Origin of the sequence: Streptococcus azizii (genome assembly GCF_001984715.1) — a bacterium.
GTDB lineage: Bacteria > Bacillota > Bacilli > Lactobacillales > Streptococcaceae > Streptococcus > Streptococcus azizii.
In genome coordinates, this window is sequence record NZ_MSPR01000001.1 from 227979 (window position 1) to 244155 (window position 16177).

At 44.1% G+C, this 16177-nt stretch carries 12 protein-coding genes; 1 reads left to right on the forward strand and 11 read right to left on the reverse strand.

What is annotated here, in order from left to right:
* Positions 1–389: 389 nt before the first annotated feature.
* The 10 genes from BVE84_RS01060 to BVE84_RS01105 form a co-directional block, all read right to left on the reverse strand.
* A complete protein-coding gene (locus BVE84_RS01060) occupies positions 390–1349 on the reverse strand; it encodes a hypothetical protein (protein ID WP_076995228.1) in 960 nt (319 codons plus the stop codon).
* Between the two features lie 21 nt (positions 1350–1370).
* Positions 1371–3872 (reverse strand): leucine--tRNA ligase, encoded by a 2502-nt coding sequence (gene leuS / locus BVE84_RS01065; RefSeq protein WP_076995229.1) that lies wholly within the window; start codon positions 3870–3872, stop codon positions 1371–1373.
* 268 nt (positions 3873–4140) lie between these two features.
* Entirely contained in the window at positions 4141–5232 is a 1092-nt protein-coding gene (locus tag BVE84_RS01070; RefSeq protein ID WP_076995230.1) for a glycerol dehydrogenase, read from the reverse strand.
* Positions 5233–5249: 17 nt separating this feature from the next.
* Positions 5250–5918, reverse strand: coding sequence for a fructose-6-phosphate aldolase (locus BVE84_RS01075; protein WP_076995231.1), 669 nt, complete (start codon positions 5916–5918; stop codon positions 5250–5252).
* A 12-nt stretch (positions 5919–5930) separates the two neighbouring features.
* On the reverse strand, positions 5931–8372 hold the full coding sequence (locus BVE84_RS01080) for a glycyl radical protein (protein ID WP_076995232.1): 2442 nt from the start codon (positions 8370–8372) through the stop codon (positions 5931–5933).
* 132 nt (positions 8373–8504) lie between these two features.
* Positions 8505–9806: a PTS sugar transporter subunit IIC gene (locus BVE84_RS01085; protein ID WP_076995233.1), complete on the reverse strand. Its 1302-nt coding sequence runs from the start codon at positions 9804–9806 to the stop codon at positions 8505–8507.
* 16 nt (positions 9807–9822) lie between these two features.
* Positions 9823–10128, reverse strand: coding sequence for a PTS sugar transporter subunit IIB (locus tag BVE84_RS01090; RefSeq protein ID WP_076995234.1), 306 nt, complete (start codon positions 10126–10128; stop codon positions 9823–9825).
* A gap of 17 nt (positions 10129–10145) precedes the next feature.
* A complete protein-coding gene (locus BVE84_RS01095) occupies positions 10146–10466 on the reverse strand; it encodes a PTS lactose/cellobiose transporter subunit IIA (RefSeq protein ID WP_076995235.1) in 321 nt (106 codons plus the stop codon).
* A gap of 1050 nt (positions 10467–11516) precedes the next feature.
* A complete protein-coding gene (locus tag BVE84_RS01100) occupies positions 11517–12500 on the reverse strand; it encodes a sugar-binding transcriptional regulator (protein WP_370592822.1) in 984 nt (327 codons plus the stop codon).
* A gap of 29 nt (positions 12501–12529) precedes the next feature.
* Positions 12530–13276, reverse strand: a complete 747-nt coding sequence (locus BVE84_RS01105) for a DeoR/GlpR family DNA-binding transcription regulator (protein WP_076995237.1) — start codon at positions 13274–13276, stop codon at positions 12530–12532.
* 120 nt (positions 13277–13396) lie between these two features.
* Between BVE84_RS01105 and BVE84_RS01110 the strand changes: the two genes are divergently transcribed.
* Positions 13397–14173, forward strand: coding sequence for a glycyl-radical enzyme activating protein (locus tag BVE84_RS01110; RefSeq protein WP_076995238.1), 777 nt, complete (start codon positions 13397–13399; stop codon positions 14171–14173).
* Positions 14174–14249: 76 nt separating this feature from the next.
* On the opposite strand, the gene BVE84_RS01115 is transcribed toward BVE84_RS01110, so the two are convergent.
* Positions 14250–16142, reverse strand: a complete 1893-nt coding sequence (locus BVE84_RS01115; RefSeq protein WP_076995239.1) for a M13-type metalloendopeptidase — start codon at positions 16140–16142, stop codon at positions 14250–14252.
* Positions 16143–16177: the final 35 nt, after the last annotated feature.

A 16177-nucleotide genomic window follows, 5' to 3' on the forward strand; every position in this document is an offset into this window, starting at 1 on the left:
AAAGGAACAGGCTGAAAACCTCCACAGGAGCTTTTCACTCAGCAAGGTGAGTTAGCAACGTCAGAGGTTGATTGTTCACGAGTATCAAATCATTGCCTTTTATCATATCATTCTTCTCACTTCTTGACCAATACATATTTCTTATCACCGTGATTAACAGTATTTATACTCCCTAACGAACATCGCTACCAGACTAGACAAGGTTTGAAGAGTGTCAGAGGTTGATTGGATAGAGTACCATAAGTCAGAGAGAACAAACAAAAAGGAGGGCTCCATCGGGTTCAACATCACGATTGGAGCACTCCATTATGTCACAGTTTGGCTATCCATATTCCCATGGTAATTGAGTTGCGGTAAAGGGCAGAAGGGAATGAGGTTCCTTGCCCCTTCTATTTGTCATATCCTACTTGGATGGTAGGGAAGTGTTCGATTAGGTATTCAAAGAGGGGAGAGAGCATCTCATCGGTCTGTTTGCCTCTATTTTTAAATTGTAGTTGATGGAGCTTCCTACTCCCTTTCTTAATAACAGAAAGAAAGGAAGAACGTGAGGTCGTAATCAGACCGTAGGCTCTACTTCTCAGCTCATAATGATAGAGTCGCTCCACCTCCGCTAAATCAACCAGATGGAATCCTCCTTGATAGGTAAAGAGATGATTCCTATAAATCGCAATCTTTAGTTCTTGGTTGCTCCAATCTGCCCCGTAGAGTGCTTGCTCGATGCTACCAGTCAACTCTGGGTAGATAGCATACAACTCTTGATAAGCACGTGTATTTGCCCGGAAGCGTCTAACCGCCGAGTACAGTAGGAAGAGACCAAATCCTCCAATTATAAGCATCGTTAAGATGGCATAGAGCCTACCAGTTTGGTATTCCGCAAGGGAAACATAGGAATTGGACACGACATCTTGGGCTACTTCACTACCTGCAAAAAAGTTGACAATATAGGAACGGTAGTCCTGAATTTCAGAATCCGTATCAATCCCTAACTGATAGGCGTAGACTGCTAGAGGCTTGGGCGTTTGTGACAGCTTTTCCCCTTGAGCAATCATCTCCTTTACTAGCGGCTCATCTTTCTTGGCTTCTAAGCCCAATAGATGACCCGAATCATCGCCAATCAGATACAGCTGATTCCCATTTTCTAGCTCACCAATCGCCTCTGGAATGATCAAAGATACGGTAATGGTCGTCTCTCCGTGACTAGAATAAGGTTTATAAACCAGTCCCCTACTTTGGAGGGAGGCAAGACCTGTCTGAAAGTAACCGATAAAACCGTAGCCAACTGCTAGGGAAATAACCAGCACCCCCGCCAGAAAAGGGCCCCAAAATCCTTTATACTTTTGCTCTTTCATTTTCATCTCCTCTGGATTCCATTACTTTACTACTATATTGACCAGTTTATTCGGAACGACGATCACTTTGACGACTTCCTTATCTAGCAGCTCTGCCTGCACCTTGGCATCTGTTAACACCAGATTTTGTAGCTCTTCTCGGTTTAAATCCTTAGCAACGACAAGTTTTGCCCGCACCTTTCCTTTAATCTGCACCACGATTTCCACCTCAGCCTCTACCAAGAAAGATTCGTCATAGGTTGGCCATGGTACATAGGAAATGCCGTCGTTTGAACCCGTCACAATCTGCCAGAGTTCCTCTGCTAAATGCGGAGCAAATGGAGCCAGTAACTGGATAAAGCCCTTGGCATACTCGACGTATAGTCCCTCTTCCTTATTAGCACTATTGACAAAAATCATCAATTGGGCAATGGCTGTATTGAACTTGAGCGTTTCAATCTGCTCCGTTACAACTTTGACAGTTTCATGATATACCTTATCCAAGTTACCCTGATTTTCTGCCACCATTTCTTTTGATGTCACCAGGCGATATACGCGGTCGAGGAATTTACGGCTACCTTCTAAGCCCTCTTCACTCCAAGGAATTGACGCATCAAGTGGTCCCATAAACATTTCATAGACGCGAAGGGTATCTGCACCGTATTGGGTGACCACATCATCTGGGTTGACTACATTTTTCAGGGATTTGGACATCTTAGCAGGCGCTTGCTCGAGCTCCTCTCCCGTTTCAACGTTAAAGAATGAGCCATCACGTTTTTCTACTTTATCGGTCGCAACAAGCGCCCCACGATGATCGCGGTAGCTCGTTCCTAAAATCATTCCCTGGTTAAAGAGCTTTTGGAAGGGCTCTTTGGTCGGTACCACACCGATGTCATAGAGGAATTTGTGCCAGAAGCGTGCATAGAGCAGGTGAAGGACTGCATGTTCTGCCCCACCAATATAAATATCTACTGGCAACCAAGCCTTTAGAAGTTCTTCATCTGCCAGCCTTGTCGTATTGTGAGGATCAATATAGCGAAGGTAATACCAGCTTGACCCCGCCCACTGTGGCATGGTATTGGTCTCACGGCGACCTTTGATACCATCTTCACGGGTGACTTCCAGCCAGTCTGTCAGATTGGCAAGTGGACTCTCCCCTGTACCAGAAGGCTTAATGTCGCTTGTTTTTGGTAAAACAAGTGGCAATTCTTCCTCCGGAACAGCCGTTGAAGTACCATCTTCCCAATGGATGATAGGAATAGGTTCCCCCCAGTAACGCTGACGACTAAAGAGCCAGTCACGTAAGCGGTAGGTGACTTTTTCCTCACCGACACGATGTTCTGTCAGCCAAGCAATCATCCGTTCAATCGCCTCTACCTTGTTCAAACCATCGAGGAAATCAGAGTTTATGTGGAGACCATCTTCTGTATAGGCTGCTTGCTCGACATCGCCTCCTTCAATGACTGCGACAATCGGCAAGTCAAAGGCTCGGGCAAATTCCCAGTCACGACTGTCATGCGCAGGTACCGCCATAACTGCCCCTGTACCGTAACTCGCCAGTACATAATCAGCAATCCAAATCGGAATTTCTTGACCATTGACAGGGTTGATCGCATACGCTCCTGTCCAGACACCTGTCTTTTCTTTAGCAAGGTCGGTCCTAGCAAGGTCCGATTTCAAGCTGGCTTGATGTTTATAGTCTGCCACCACTTGAGCCTGTTCAGCAGATGTGATCTGTTCTACCAATTCATGCTCGGGTGCTAGCACTGCAAAGGTTGCCCCAAAGAGGGTATCTGGTCGAGTCGTAAAGACTGTGAACGTTTTTGTGGTTCCCTTAACGGCAAATGTGACATTAGCTCCGAGTGATTTCCCAATCCAGTTGCGCTGCATATCCTTAATGGATTCGGGCCAATCTAAGTCTTCCAAATCATTGAGTAGACGTTCTGCATAAGCTGTGATTTTTAGCATCCACTGGCGCATCGGTTTTCTAACGACTGGATAACCTCCGCGTTCAGAAGTCCCATCAGGTAAGACTTCTTCGTTGGCAATGGCTGTACCAAGTTCTTCAACCCAGTTAACAGGCACTTCCGCTTCATAGGCAAGACCTTTTTCATAGAGTTTGGTAAAAATCCACTGGGTCCATTTATAATAGTTAGGATCCGTCGTATTGACTTCACGATCCCAATCGTATGAAAAGCCTAGAGCATTGATTTGGCGCTTGAAATTGGCAATATTTTGCGCAGTAAATACTGCTGGATCATTTCCCGTATCCATAGCGTATTGCTCGGCAGGTAGACCAAAGGCATCCCAGCCCATAGGGTGAAGGACATTGTAGCCCTGGGCACGCTTGTAGCGACTCAAGATGTCTGTTGCTGTGTAGCCTTCTGGATGCCCGACGTGGAGTCCAGCTCCACTTGGATAAGGAAACATATCTAGGGCATAAAAATTTGGCTTCTCTTTTTCCGTGCCTGTTTTAAAAGTGTGATGTTCCGCCCAGTATTTTTGCCACTTAGGCTCAATCACTCCATGATTGTAAAAAGTCATAGCGATTTCTCTCCCATTCTCCCATATTGTATGATATTTCCATTATACCATGTTGCAGGACATTTGCAGCAGGTGACCCGACAGAAAATGTTGGAATTTCTCCATTTACAGTTTTTATCCCCAATAAACATCAGTGTCAGACTCCCTTTCACAACAGAAAGTTGTGAAAGCTAGCAATGCGAAAAAGTATCCTTTTGATTTTTAAAGAGCCTCAACTCCCCCATAACGCAAAAAAGGGTAGCCACCCTTTTTTGCGTATGTCATCTCACTAATTCAAACTTCTCACATGCTGGTCAACCGCCAGAATCGCCTGAGCAATCGCAGCTGCTGTAACATCCATCGACAGGTGGTGAATAGTCTCAGCTGTGAGGATTGCCTGTTGACCCACCCAAAGTAGGTCATCATAATGAGCAGTCTCCAAATGGAACTCCGCCAAAGTCGTCGGTATTTCAATCGCTTGATAGAGACAAATGTAGCGGTTCAGTTCTCCGAGTGGACGATTTTCAAGCTGGAGTTCTACCAAGGTCCCATAGGCTATTTTTTCTCCGTGAGTCAAATGGCAACGATCCCCTGCCAAGGCTGTCAGCCCACTGCCAATCGCAAGGGCAAGTGTAAAAGCTACACCTCCACCACTAAGACCACTCAGTAAGATATTCGCCTCAATGATGTTTTCAAGAGCTGGTGTGACCCTTTGCTGTTCACAGTCCTGCATAGCAGCTCGCCCATCGGTAAATAAGGTCTGCTGACATTGTCGACCAAGGGCAAGAGTCGCTAGACTTGAAGTTGTTCCTAATTCCACACTTCCATCTGGCTGTTGCACTAAACGCCCATCCATCTGGGAGGCCAAAGCATTGGCGATTCCGGAGGCCAGCAGTTGCCTCGGAGCCTGTGCAATCACTGCTGAATCCACCAAGACAAGATCAGCACTCCTGCCATGGTGTCGATAGTTTTCAATAGTCCCCTCATCCGTATAGATGACCGATAAGGATGACGTCGGCGCACCTGTAGAAGCAAGCGTCGGTGCTGCTACAAGCGGTAACGCTAGGATGTCAGCAAGCACCTTGGCATGGTCCATCGTCTCACCGCCACCGAGACCAATAATCATATCCACTCGTTGCCCTGATATATCTGCAAGAAGATGGGTGATTGCATTTTCAGAAACGATCCCATCGCACCTTCTGTCAGTCACTCGCATACCGTAACGAGTTAAATAGGCTATGAAGCGCTCGCCCACCAAGTCAAAGACCCGACTATCACAGAGCAACAAGGGCTGATGCCCTAAGCTCAATAATTCCTTTGCGTGTTCAAACAGGGCATCCTTTCCCTGAATATAACGAGATGGACTGGCCAATGCTTTCATAGAAACCTCTTTCTGTCTCAGATATGTAACTGTCCCTGTGCTTCCTCCCAATCTTTGGCAAAATCATCAACTGCCTTATCAATAGCCGGCATGGCAAAGGCGGCTGCAAACACCTCACTTCCTGCCGTGACTGCTTGAGCACCGCAGGCAAAGGCACGATTCACTTGAGCAACATTTTTAAAAGAGGCCGCTAAAATCTTGCTCTGTGACCCTGATCTGGCAATCGCTTGTGCTAACTGACAGAGGACCTCCTCTGGATCAATGTTCAAATTCTCCATCCGATTATAATAGGGAGCTAGATAGTCTACCCCAGCCTCTATTGCTAATAAGCCCTGGAATGTTGTGTAGATAGCAGTGGCAGTAATCCGAGCCCCTTCTTCTTTTAAAACCTTTATTGCCGCTAATCCATCTGTCGTCACAGGAATTTTAATATAGATATCACTCCCGAGTTTCTGCTGAATGTTGCGAGCATCACGAAGGATTCCCTCGTAGTCTTTCGCTACTACTTGGACATGAATCGAAGCCGAGTCTCCAATCACTTCCCGTATCTCTTGAATCCGTTCAAAAAAGTGAAGCTGTCCCTCTTTTTTGACAATGGTCGGATTGGATGTCACCCCTGCAAGCGGGAGAATCTTCGCCCATTTTTTGATGTCATCAAGATTTACTGTATCAAGCATAAATTCCATATAAAACCTCTTTTACAATGTATGTTCCGTCCGTCCAATAATATCATCTTGTGTAGCTTTCGACAGAACGTTGAAGAAAGCTGAGTAACCTGCAACACGCACGATCAAATCCCGATGCTTTTCTGGATGTTTTTGTGCGTCTAGTAATGTTTCACGTGACACAACGTTGTATTGAATATGATAACCATGGAGACGGTTGAAGAATGTCCGAAGAAGGGCAATCAATTTTTCCTTATCTTCTTCCTTTGCAAGTGTCTGCGGATTCACTTTTTGATTGAGCAAGACACCGCCTACAATTTCGTGCGTTGGTAATTTTGAAACAGATTTCAAGACAGAAGTCGGACCTTTTTTATCTATGTTGTGCGACGGTGAACATCCTTCCGCTAATGGCGTTCCTGCATTCCGTCCATCTGGAGTTGCCAGCGTTCCACGTCCTTGACCCACATTGGCTGAGATAGAGGAGGTTCCAGAATAGCGAATACCTCCGATTGGTCCTCGACCGTAGCGCGTATTTGGATACTTGGCAATCTCTTCCACATAAATATCGTATGCATCTCGTACCAACTGGTCTGCGTAATCATCATCGTTTCCATACTTAGGAGCCTCATGGATTAGCATGTCTTGGATCTCTTTGCCACGCTCACCTGCATAGTCCGTCTCTAAAGCCTGCCACAACTCAGCTGGTGTTAGGCGCCCCTCTTCAAAGACAAGTTTCTTAATCGCAGCCAGTGAATCGGATAGATTGGCAATCCCAACCTGTAATCCTGAGATATAATCGTAAACAGCCCCACCTTCTTTCAGGTGCTTGCCTCGTCCAATACAGTCATCTGTCAGCGCCGAACAAAGGATGTCTGGTACTTCTCGCTCAAGGGACAAATCAATCGCATTTTCAACGACCACACTCATCCGAGTGAGGTAGCGGAGGGTCTTATCCCAGGCGGCTTGTAACTCCTCAAAGCTCTCCATATCCTTGAAATGACCAAATGCTGGAGCAAACCGCTTGCCAGAAGCTGGGTCAATTCCATCATTCATCGTGATGAGTAGCACTTTCGGAAAGTTCATATAACTCATACCGGTACAGCGATAGCCCCATTTACCGGGTACAGCCGTCTCAACACAGCCAATCGCGCTGTAGTCATAAGCATCATCTTCTAGCACTCCCTTTTCAATAAAGGAAGGAATGATAATCTCATCGTTGTTAAAAGCAGGCATTCCAAAGCCAAGTTTCATCACTTCGATACACTCGTTCATAAAGCGTGCATCTAAGCCAGCATGGTAGCGAACGGTTAAGTTCGGTTGCGGCAGGTGTGTCTGTGCTACAGACTTCAACACAAGATAGGATAGTGGATTGACGGCATCCTTCTTATCCCGCGTCTGTCCACCAATCGTCACATTTTGATACAAGGGACTACCCGCAGATGAAAATGTATGTGCTTGACTACGTACCTTATTGATCGTAATTGTTTTAATCCAGAGATTAGTCAAGCGCTCCACAATGCTCTCTTGCGTTTCACGACCGGACTCTAAATCTGCTTTCACATAAGGATACATGTATTGATCAAAGCGACCATAGGAGAGCGAATGCCCATTTGATTCGATTTGGAGGATACATTGGATAAACCAAACAGACTGAACAGCTTCTGCAAAGGTAGTTGCTGGTTCATACGGTACTTTTGAGCAAATAGCTGCAATTTCAAGCAACTCTTTTCGGCGCTTAGGACTCGCTGTCTCAGCCAACTCCTGAGCCAGTTTGACAAAGCGTTCTGCGTAGGTCTTGACTGCATCAACGACAATAAAGATGGAATCATAGAAATGATATTTGTCGATACTTGCCGGATCTGTCAAATCTAAGGCTGCTTTTGCTGCTCTTGCCTTTTCTTCAAAACCTTTCAAACCATATTGCAGTAACTTTTCATAATTGACTGCCAAGTGGGCATCCCCAGAATTCATCTTCCCTTCCATTCCGAAGAACCCTGTTTCCATATATACCTGCGTTTCTTCCGGCAGCATAACCCCTGCTTTTGAACGTAAATTATTCTTTTCCCAAAATGGGGCAATGCTCCGCAACTGCTCTTTTGTTTCCTCTGTGATATAAAAGACGTCCCCATCACGCTTTTCAAATAGATCAAGCTCATTTAGGACAAACTCCAGAGTATACTCAGGGAAAATAGGAGCATCTTTATTAGAAGAAGCCTGATTTCCTACAATCATCGTTTCATCTTCAATGTAAAGCGTCATATTCTCCAAGATTTCTCTTAGCATATAGGCACGCTTTAAGACATTTGGCTTTTCCTTATGCTCTTGATAGGCTCTTGTCACCAAGACAGCGCGTTCTGCATCAATGTAAGGTTTTTTATTAAGGACATCTTCCCGGTACTTATGCATGCGCTCCGTTAAATCGCCAAAATACTCCGTTTTAATGCTGGTGCTAGCAACTTCTACCATTGTTTTCATGATTCTTTCCTTTCATTAGAAAATTTTTTTGTTTCGTTTGTAATTAAATTGTACTGATTCTGCTCTTTTTTGTCAATCAATAAAGAATCTTACAGAAAACATATTCGATTCTGCACATCTGTGCAATAATTTCTAGGCAGCAGCTTCTTGTTCGTTCTTATACGCTATCGCGTCTTGTACTTTAAAGAAGGGGAAGTAAACCAGTGTGGAGATGACTAAAATCAGTAGTTGCACTACTGCACCTTGCCAGCCTGCAACCATAAATCCAGAGATAATAGCTGGGGTACTCCACGGCAGGGTCACACCAGAAAATGGGGCCATAAATCCAATGGCAATCGCGCTATAGACAAGGACCGCCGCTAATATGGGAACCAGTAAAAATGGAACAAACATGACTGGATTCATCACAATCGGAAAGCCGAAAACAACAGGTTCATTGACGTTGAATAGAGCAGGAAACGCAGCAACCTTCCCGAGGGCCTTATATTGCTTTGATTTTGCTGCAAACAACATCGCTACTACAATTCCAAAGGTAATGCCTGATCCAGACATGATTAAAAAGCTATCCAAAAATTGTTGCGTCACAATGTGCGCTCCCTCTTTCACAGACAAATTACCTGCTACTAGCATGGCCTTGTTGGCATCTAAATTAGATAGTAAGAGGGCTGTGACAACCCCGTTGACAACGGATTGTCCATGCACTCCAAACCACCATAAGAAAGAGATGAAAAAAGCAATTCCAATAGCGCCATAAAGAGAACCAGTTAATCCTTGCAGTGGTACTTGAAGGACATCATAAATCATCTCAATAAAGGTGCCACCACCTGTGGCCACTTTAGAGACAATATACACAATCATTGATAGCAAAAAGATAACAAAGGCGGGGATCATTGCCTCAAATTGCTTGGCAATGGCTTGTGGTACCTGCTCAGGCATTTTAATGACAATATGGCGTTGAATAAACATGGTGTAAATCGCACCGACTACCAACCCAATGATGATCGCACCAATAATACCTTGTCCACCAAACCAAACTTTTGCAATCGCATCTCCAATGGCCTCTCCTTGTTCAGGAACGTATGAAGATCTCAGTAGAATGAAAAAGGTAGATAGGGATAGCACTCCTGCAGGCAAAGGTTCTACACCACTATTTTTAGCATAGGAATAGCCGATAGAAAAACAGGAAATCAAGCCCATAATGGCAAATGTGCCGCTATATACCTGCATAAATGGTTCTGTCCAATCAGCACCAAATACACCTGCTATGGCTTGATTCAAGCCCTCAAAGGGAAGCTGACCCATAATCAGAAATAGGCTTCCCACCACTGTCAATGGTAAAATCGCCAACATCCCATCCTTTAGGGCAATAATCCCTCTCATATTGACAAATTTCATAATTGGACCGATTATTTTAGTCGTATCAAATTGAGCCATTGTATACCTCCACTCTCTAGCTCACGAGATCCAGCGCTAATTGTAGCACTTTTTTACCATCAAACATTCCATAGTCTGCCATCGGAATAACAGCGATGGGGACTTGGGCCTCATCACAAATAGCCTTTGACTTTTCTAGCGTATAGGCAACCTGAGGTCCGAGCAGCGCAACATCTATTTGCGAAACGTAGTCTGCGATTTTAGCCTGTGAAAAGGCATCAATTTCTGCCTCAATACCTGCTTCCTTGGCTGCTATTTTCATATTATTCACTAGCATACCTGTTGAGAATCCTGCTGCACAAAATAATCCAATTCTTACCATTTTCCTGTCTCTCCTCACTAGCTGTTAGCCAATTCTTTTCTTAAATCAATTATTTCTTTTATCAGATTTATTTCTGTAATGCTGGTCATTAAATGGTCTTGCGAATGTACAAATAAGGCAGTAATTTCCGTTTTTGTTCCACTCGCTTCCTGGGCTAAAAACTGGGTCTGCATATTGTGGGCTTCCAGCAGGGCTGCATCTGCCAATGCCACCTCTTCCTCACTTTCTGCAAACCTTCCATGTTTCGCATGATTCAACGCCTGATAGATATGCTGCTTGGCATCTCCTGCATTGAGAATCAACCCCATAATAATTTGATTAGGTACAATAACGTCCATTTCCTTACCTCGTCTTATTTTTTCTTGTAAAGCGCTTTCACCTATACTATAGCACTGCTTGGTCACTTCGTCAATACTTTTGTGCGTATATTCATTTTTTGCTACTTTTGTGCAAAAATAAGATGCAAAGGGCGTGTAAAAAGCGAATGAAAAATAGGAAATCGAATCAGGTTGTCTTGCAACCACTAACCTCGCTATCTAATTTTTAGGCTCGGGTAGCAATAGTCACTTCCCTGACTATTGCTATCCCAAAGGGATTCTCAGCTGTAATTGGCTAAAGCCAAAACAGCTGCCTATCCGCTAAAGGGATTCTCATCTGTAATCAGCTAAAGCTGAAACAGCTGCCTATCTTTTTTCCGAGCTTTTAGCCCGTGTTCAGTTACATTAAGATACAAAGCCCGTGAAAAACTCAAAGCGAAAATAGGAAATACGACGAAGAAACTGGGGGTTCTAGGAGTATTTATCTTTTTCGCACAGAGTTTAGGGCGTGTTCAATTACACAAGATACAAAGCCCGTGAAAAACTCAAAGCGAAAATAGGAAATACGACGAAGAAACTGGGGGTTCTAGGAGTATTTATCTTTTTCGCACAGAGTTTAGGGCGTGTTCAATTACACAAGATACAAAGCCCGTGAAAAACTCAAAGCGAAAATAGGATTGAAACAGTTTGGGGAACTGTTTCAACGGTCACCTAGAAATAAGAAAGTGACCATAGAAGTTCGGGGAGTAACCTAATCCAGTGGATTAGGTTACTCCGAGCCAAGAAATCGGAAAGCGAGGATTAACCAGTTGAAATAAGAAAGTGACCACAGAAGCCTGACCTAGGAAATAGGAAATTTGACGAGTGAAAAGCTCCAATAGAGGAGCTTATTCCTTAAAGGTAGTTGAGAACTTGCCAAAACAAACGCCTATTTCCCGCCCCAACTACCTTTACCTTTGTCGCCCATTCGGATACTTTTTTAGAGTAAACACCCTCTGTGAAAAATCAAGAAAAAAGCCATCTCTGAAAACAGGGGCAAACAATGCCTAGCTTTCAAAGATAGCCTGTAGCTTATAAGGTTATATCGGGGTCGCTAGAAAATGAGCGATCCCCATCCAATTCCAACACCTGTAAAATGGTCCGATAATCGGTGACAAGATGGGTGATATAGCCCTGGCGCAATACTGCCAGCATGGCCTCCACCTTGTTGTCTCCATAAGCAATCGCAATAGAACGAGGAACTTTACCAAGCTCTGCCAAAGAGATCGCAATGGTTCGATCCACTACATCATCAGCAATCTCCCTTCCCTGTGCATCTAAAAACCGACAGCATATTTCCCCAACTGCACCGCTTTGATTCATTCTCTTAAAATCTTCATCGGTCAACATATCCAACCACTGACGATTATCTTTGTCTACTCGACCACCTATCCCGACAATCGCAAGGTCTAATCTCTCCCAGTTATCAATAATTTCTTCAAAATACTTAGAGGATCGAATACCTAATGCTAAATCCTTGCTTTCTTGTACAATGGTCGCATTGATGAACGAACACTCTCCATGAAATTTATGCATCAACTCATACATAAGGGTATTGACATGGTAGCGGGCATTGATATGGCTGGGACCACCTGCCAGTGGGTAGAAATGCACATTTTTCATCTGGCGCGGAATCATTTTCGCCACCACATTGCTCAAGGTCTTCCCCCAAGAAATCCCTACATTGCTATGGTTTTTCAACTCTCCCCGTATCATAGCTGCTCCAGCATTAGCCATCATCTCCTCCAGTGATTTGTCCGAAGAAGCGACGCTGGATACAATCTCAATATTTTCCAGATTGTATTTTTCTTTGACGTAATGCTCTAAATGAAAGAGATCCGTATCAAACTCATGAATTTCTATCGTGACAACTCCTTTTTCTCGAGCTCTTGTTAACATTCGACTGATCGTCGTTCGATAGATACCGAGTTCTTTTGCTACCTCAGCCTGACTTTTTCCTTCAATGTAATATAGATATGCGACTTTCGCTAGCTGCTTTCTATTGTTTGCTGCTATTTCTCTCCTACCCATCTCTCTTCTCCCGTCTAGCGAACTTTTGTGACCTGGACTCCTTGACCTGTTAATAGCTTCTCTTTCTCAATCGGTATTTGGTCATCCGTTATGACACGGCTTACCTCTGTCGCGCTAAATTGACTGACAGTCCCTCGCTTACTAAATTTCGTTGAGTCGGTCAAAATAATAACATCTTCTGCTGCATCAGCCATCGCTCGCACAACCTCTGTTCTCATCAAGTCCTTTCCAGTGAACCCTTCCCCCTCTGCAAATCCATCTGTCCCAATAAACGCCTTCTTGACATGAAACAGCGAAATCATTTCTTTTAAAAGAGGGCCTACCGTCACCTGAGAATTTTTTTGATATTCCCCCCCTAATAGGATAACCTTACACGAATCATAAGAACGGATATAATCTGCAATAAAATAGGAATTCGTGATGATGGTGACATTCCGCTTTTGTTGACAAATTTGCTCTGCTAAAAGAGCACAGGTGGAGCCTGACTCGATGATAACGGTCTCATTATCTTGGATAAGCCCCACTGCTGTTTGAGCAATTTTCCGTTTCAAATCATGATGAAAGGACAGGCGAACATTTAGGTCATCACCACTATTTAAAACAGCATAGCCATGCTCCCGGTGCAATAACCCCCTACTCTCTAATTTATCCAAATCTTTCCGAATCGTAACTTTCGAAACATTCAGCATTCCTGACAATGTATTCACATCAATCTTCTCATATTGCGATACAAGTTTTACTATTTGATCTAAGCGTTCCATACGATGACCTCCTTCTCTAGTGTACCAAATTTCATCCGATAAACAAAGTAAAATAAACTTACGCTCGTAATTGATTTGTTTTCATTTGAATGATATAATGAAACAAAAAGAGGATTTACAATGAGTACGACTAAAGGCATTATTTTCAACATCCAACATTTTTCTATCCATGACGGCCCTGGTATTCGGACAACTGTCTTCCTAAAAGGTTGCCCCTTACGTTGTCCTTGGTGTTCAAATCCTGAATCACAACGACTGCGACCAGAACCGATGCTTGATGCAACGACCAAACTCCCTATCACGATGGGGGAAGAAAAATCAGTTGACGACATCATTGAAGAAGTGCTAAAAGACAAAGATTTCTACGAAGAATCTGGAGGAGGTATGACCTTGTCAGGAGGAGAAATCTTTGCCCAGTTTCACTTTGCAAAGGCTATTTTACAGGCTGCTAAGGCAAAAGGGATTCATACAGCCATTGAAACGACAGCCTTCGTAAGCCATGAAAAATTTGTCGACTTGATTCAATATGTCGACTTTATCTACACTGATTTGAAACACTATCACTCTCTAAAACATCGGACCGTCACTGGTGTAGAAAATCAACTGATCATCAAAAACATCCATTACGCCTTTTCTAAAGGCAAGGAAATTGTGTTGCGAATACCCGTCATCCCAGATTTTAATGATTCTTTAGAAGATGCGAAAGAGTTCGCTACACTATTCAATCAGCTTCAGATTGATCAAGTCCAATTACTCCCCTTTCATCAGTTTGGTGAAAATAAGTATCAACTGTTGAATCGCACATACACTATGAACAAGGTAAAAGCCTTACATCCAGAAGATCTCTACGAGTACCAACACGTGTTTCTGAACCATGGCATCAACTGCTATTTCTGAGACAAGGGGTAGATGACAGAACTATCATTTTTAGTTTTTCTACAACCAAAAAGGGCTAGCCGCCCTTTTTTGTATACTACCAAATCACGACGCGGTCCTCTGGCTTACGCCACATGCCGTCTTTTTCTGTGACACCAAAGGCTTCAAAAAACTCAGCAAAGTTTGGTACTTGTAGGTTGACCCGAAGTTTTGCCGGTCCGTGGACATCGACACTAGCCAGCAACTGCATGTACTCTGTCCGTCCTTTCAAGCGCCAAATGCGTCCCCAGTTCGTAAAGAACTCTTCTGCTGAATAGTCCGCCTCCCTTTTTGCAGCCTCCAGGGCAGCAGCAAGTCCGCCTAAATCAGCCACGTTTTCAGAAACAGTTAGCTTGCCATTTACCTTGGCACCGTGGGAATCTTGCCCATCAAAGAGCGCCTCTACTCTTTGCGTTTTTTCCTTGAAAGCTGCATAGTCCTCATCTGTCCACCAGTTTTTCAGACTACCATTTTCATCAAAGGAAGCGCCATTGGTATCAAAGGCATGAGAAATTTCATGGGCTATCACCGCACCGATTCCGCCATAATTTTCAGATGACGTTTGCTCCAGTGAGTAAAACGGTGCTTGTAAAATAGCTGCCGGGAAAACGATTTTATTTTGTTGTGGACTATAGTAGGCATTGACCATATGTGCCGGCATGCCCCACTCGCTATCATCAACTGGCTGGTTCCACCTGCTCCACGAATACTTGATAGAGAGTTCTTTCAAGAACTGGGCATTTTCAAGCAAAGACTTGCTTTCATCAATGACCTTATCATAGTAGCGCTCTGGTAGTTGGTCAGGATAGCCGATGTAGGGCTTAATCACACCAAGTTTAACAATCGCTTGTTGCTTCGTTTCTTCTGTCAACCAATCATTGGCTGCTAGACGCTCCTTATAGACCTCAATCATAGTAGCAATTTTTTGCTCTACATCAGCCTTAGCTGCGGGAGAGAATTTCTCCCCTGCATACCACAAGCCCAAGGCTTGGTTAAACGGACCCTCAGCTAGATAAAAGGCTGCTTTTTTCTTGCTTTGCGCCTCTGGAGTACCGGATAAGGCACGGCCATAAGCCCCCGATAAGACACGTATCTCATCAGTTAGGTAGGAAGTGACCGAACCAATCGCATTCATAATCAAACTAGCTTTCAGATACTCCCAATTCTCCTCACAGTAGAACTCTTTTGCAAGCTCCCAAAAACGAGGATTTTCAACAATAATCTTGTCTGGAACTTGCCCGATGACTTGCGTAAAGAATGGTTCCAAAGGAAGGGTTGGAACAAGGGCTGCAAACTCCTTGAAATCGTAGGGATGGTAGAGCTTGAAATACTCTGACTTGTCTTCATTAGATAGCACAATTTGTGCCACACGCGCATCCAAAGCCTCCACCTTATCCAACAAATCTGTGATTTCTTCATCTGAGAAATGAAACTTGCGCAACACATCGGTATCAGATTGTCGCCATAGGCTCAAAAGCTCTGCTTTTTGCGGGTGTTCCTCATCATAGTAGGTTGTATCTGGCAAGATCGTACCTGGCTCTCCTGCCCAGAGAACATTGGTCTTGGCATCCATAAAGTCTGGAGCAATGCCAAATGGCAACCAGGTTGGTTTACCTGCCAACTCAAACTCCGCCATTTTTTCAGTAAAGTCTGCAAAAGACCCAAGGTTTTTATACTCCTCTATCAGGGGAAGGGCAGGGGCAATGCCTAGCGCTTCTCTCTTTGCATCATCCGCTGCAAGACGGTGGTATTTGATAAAGTTTTGTAGGACCCTATCTTCAGGTACCTCTTCGCCTTTCAGCCACTTATCTGTCGTTGCAAGCATTAGGTCTTCAATCTCATCGCGCAAATTGATAAAACCACCTGTTACGGGCTTATCATCCGGGATAACAGCTGCTTCTGCCCACTTCCCATTTATCGCTTCATAAAAATCATCTTGTAAACGTACCATAAGAACCTCTTTTCTATGTTTCTACCTCCATGATA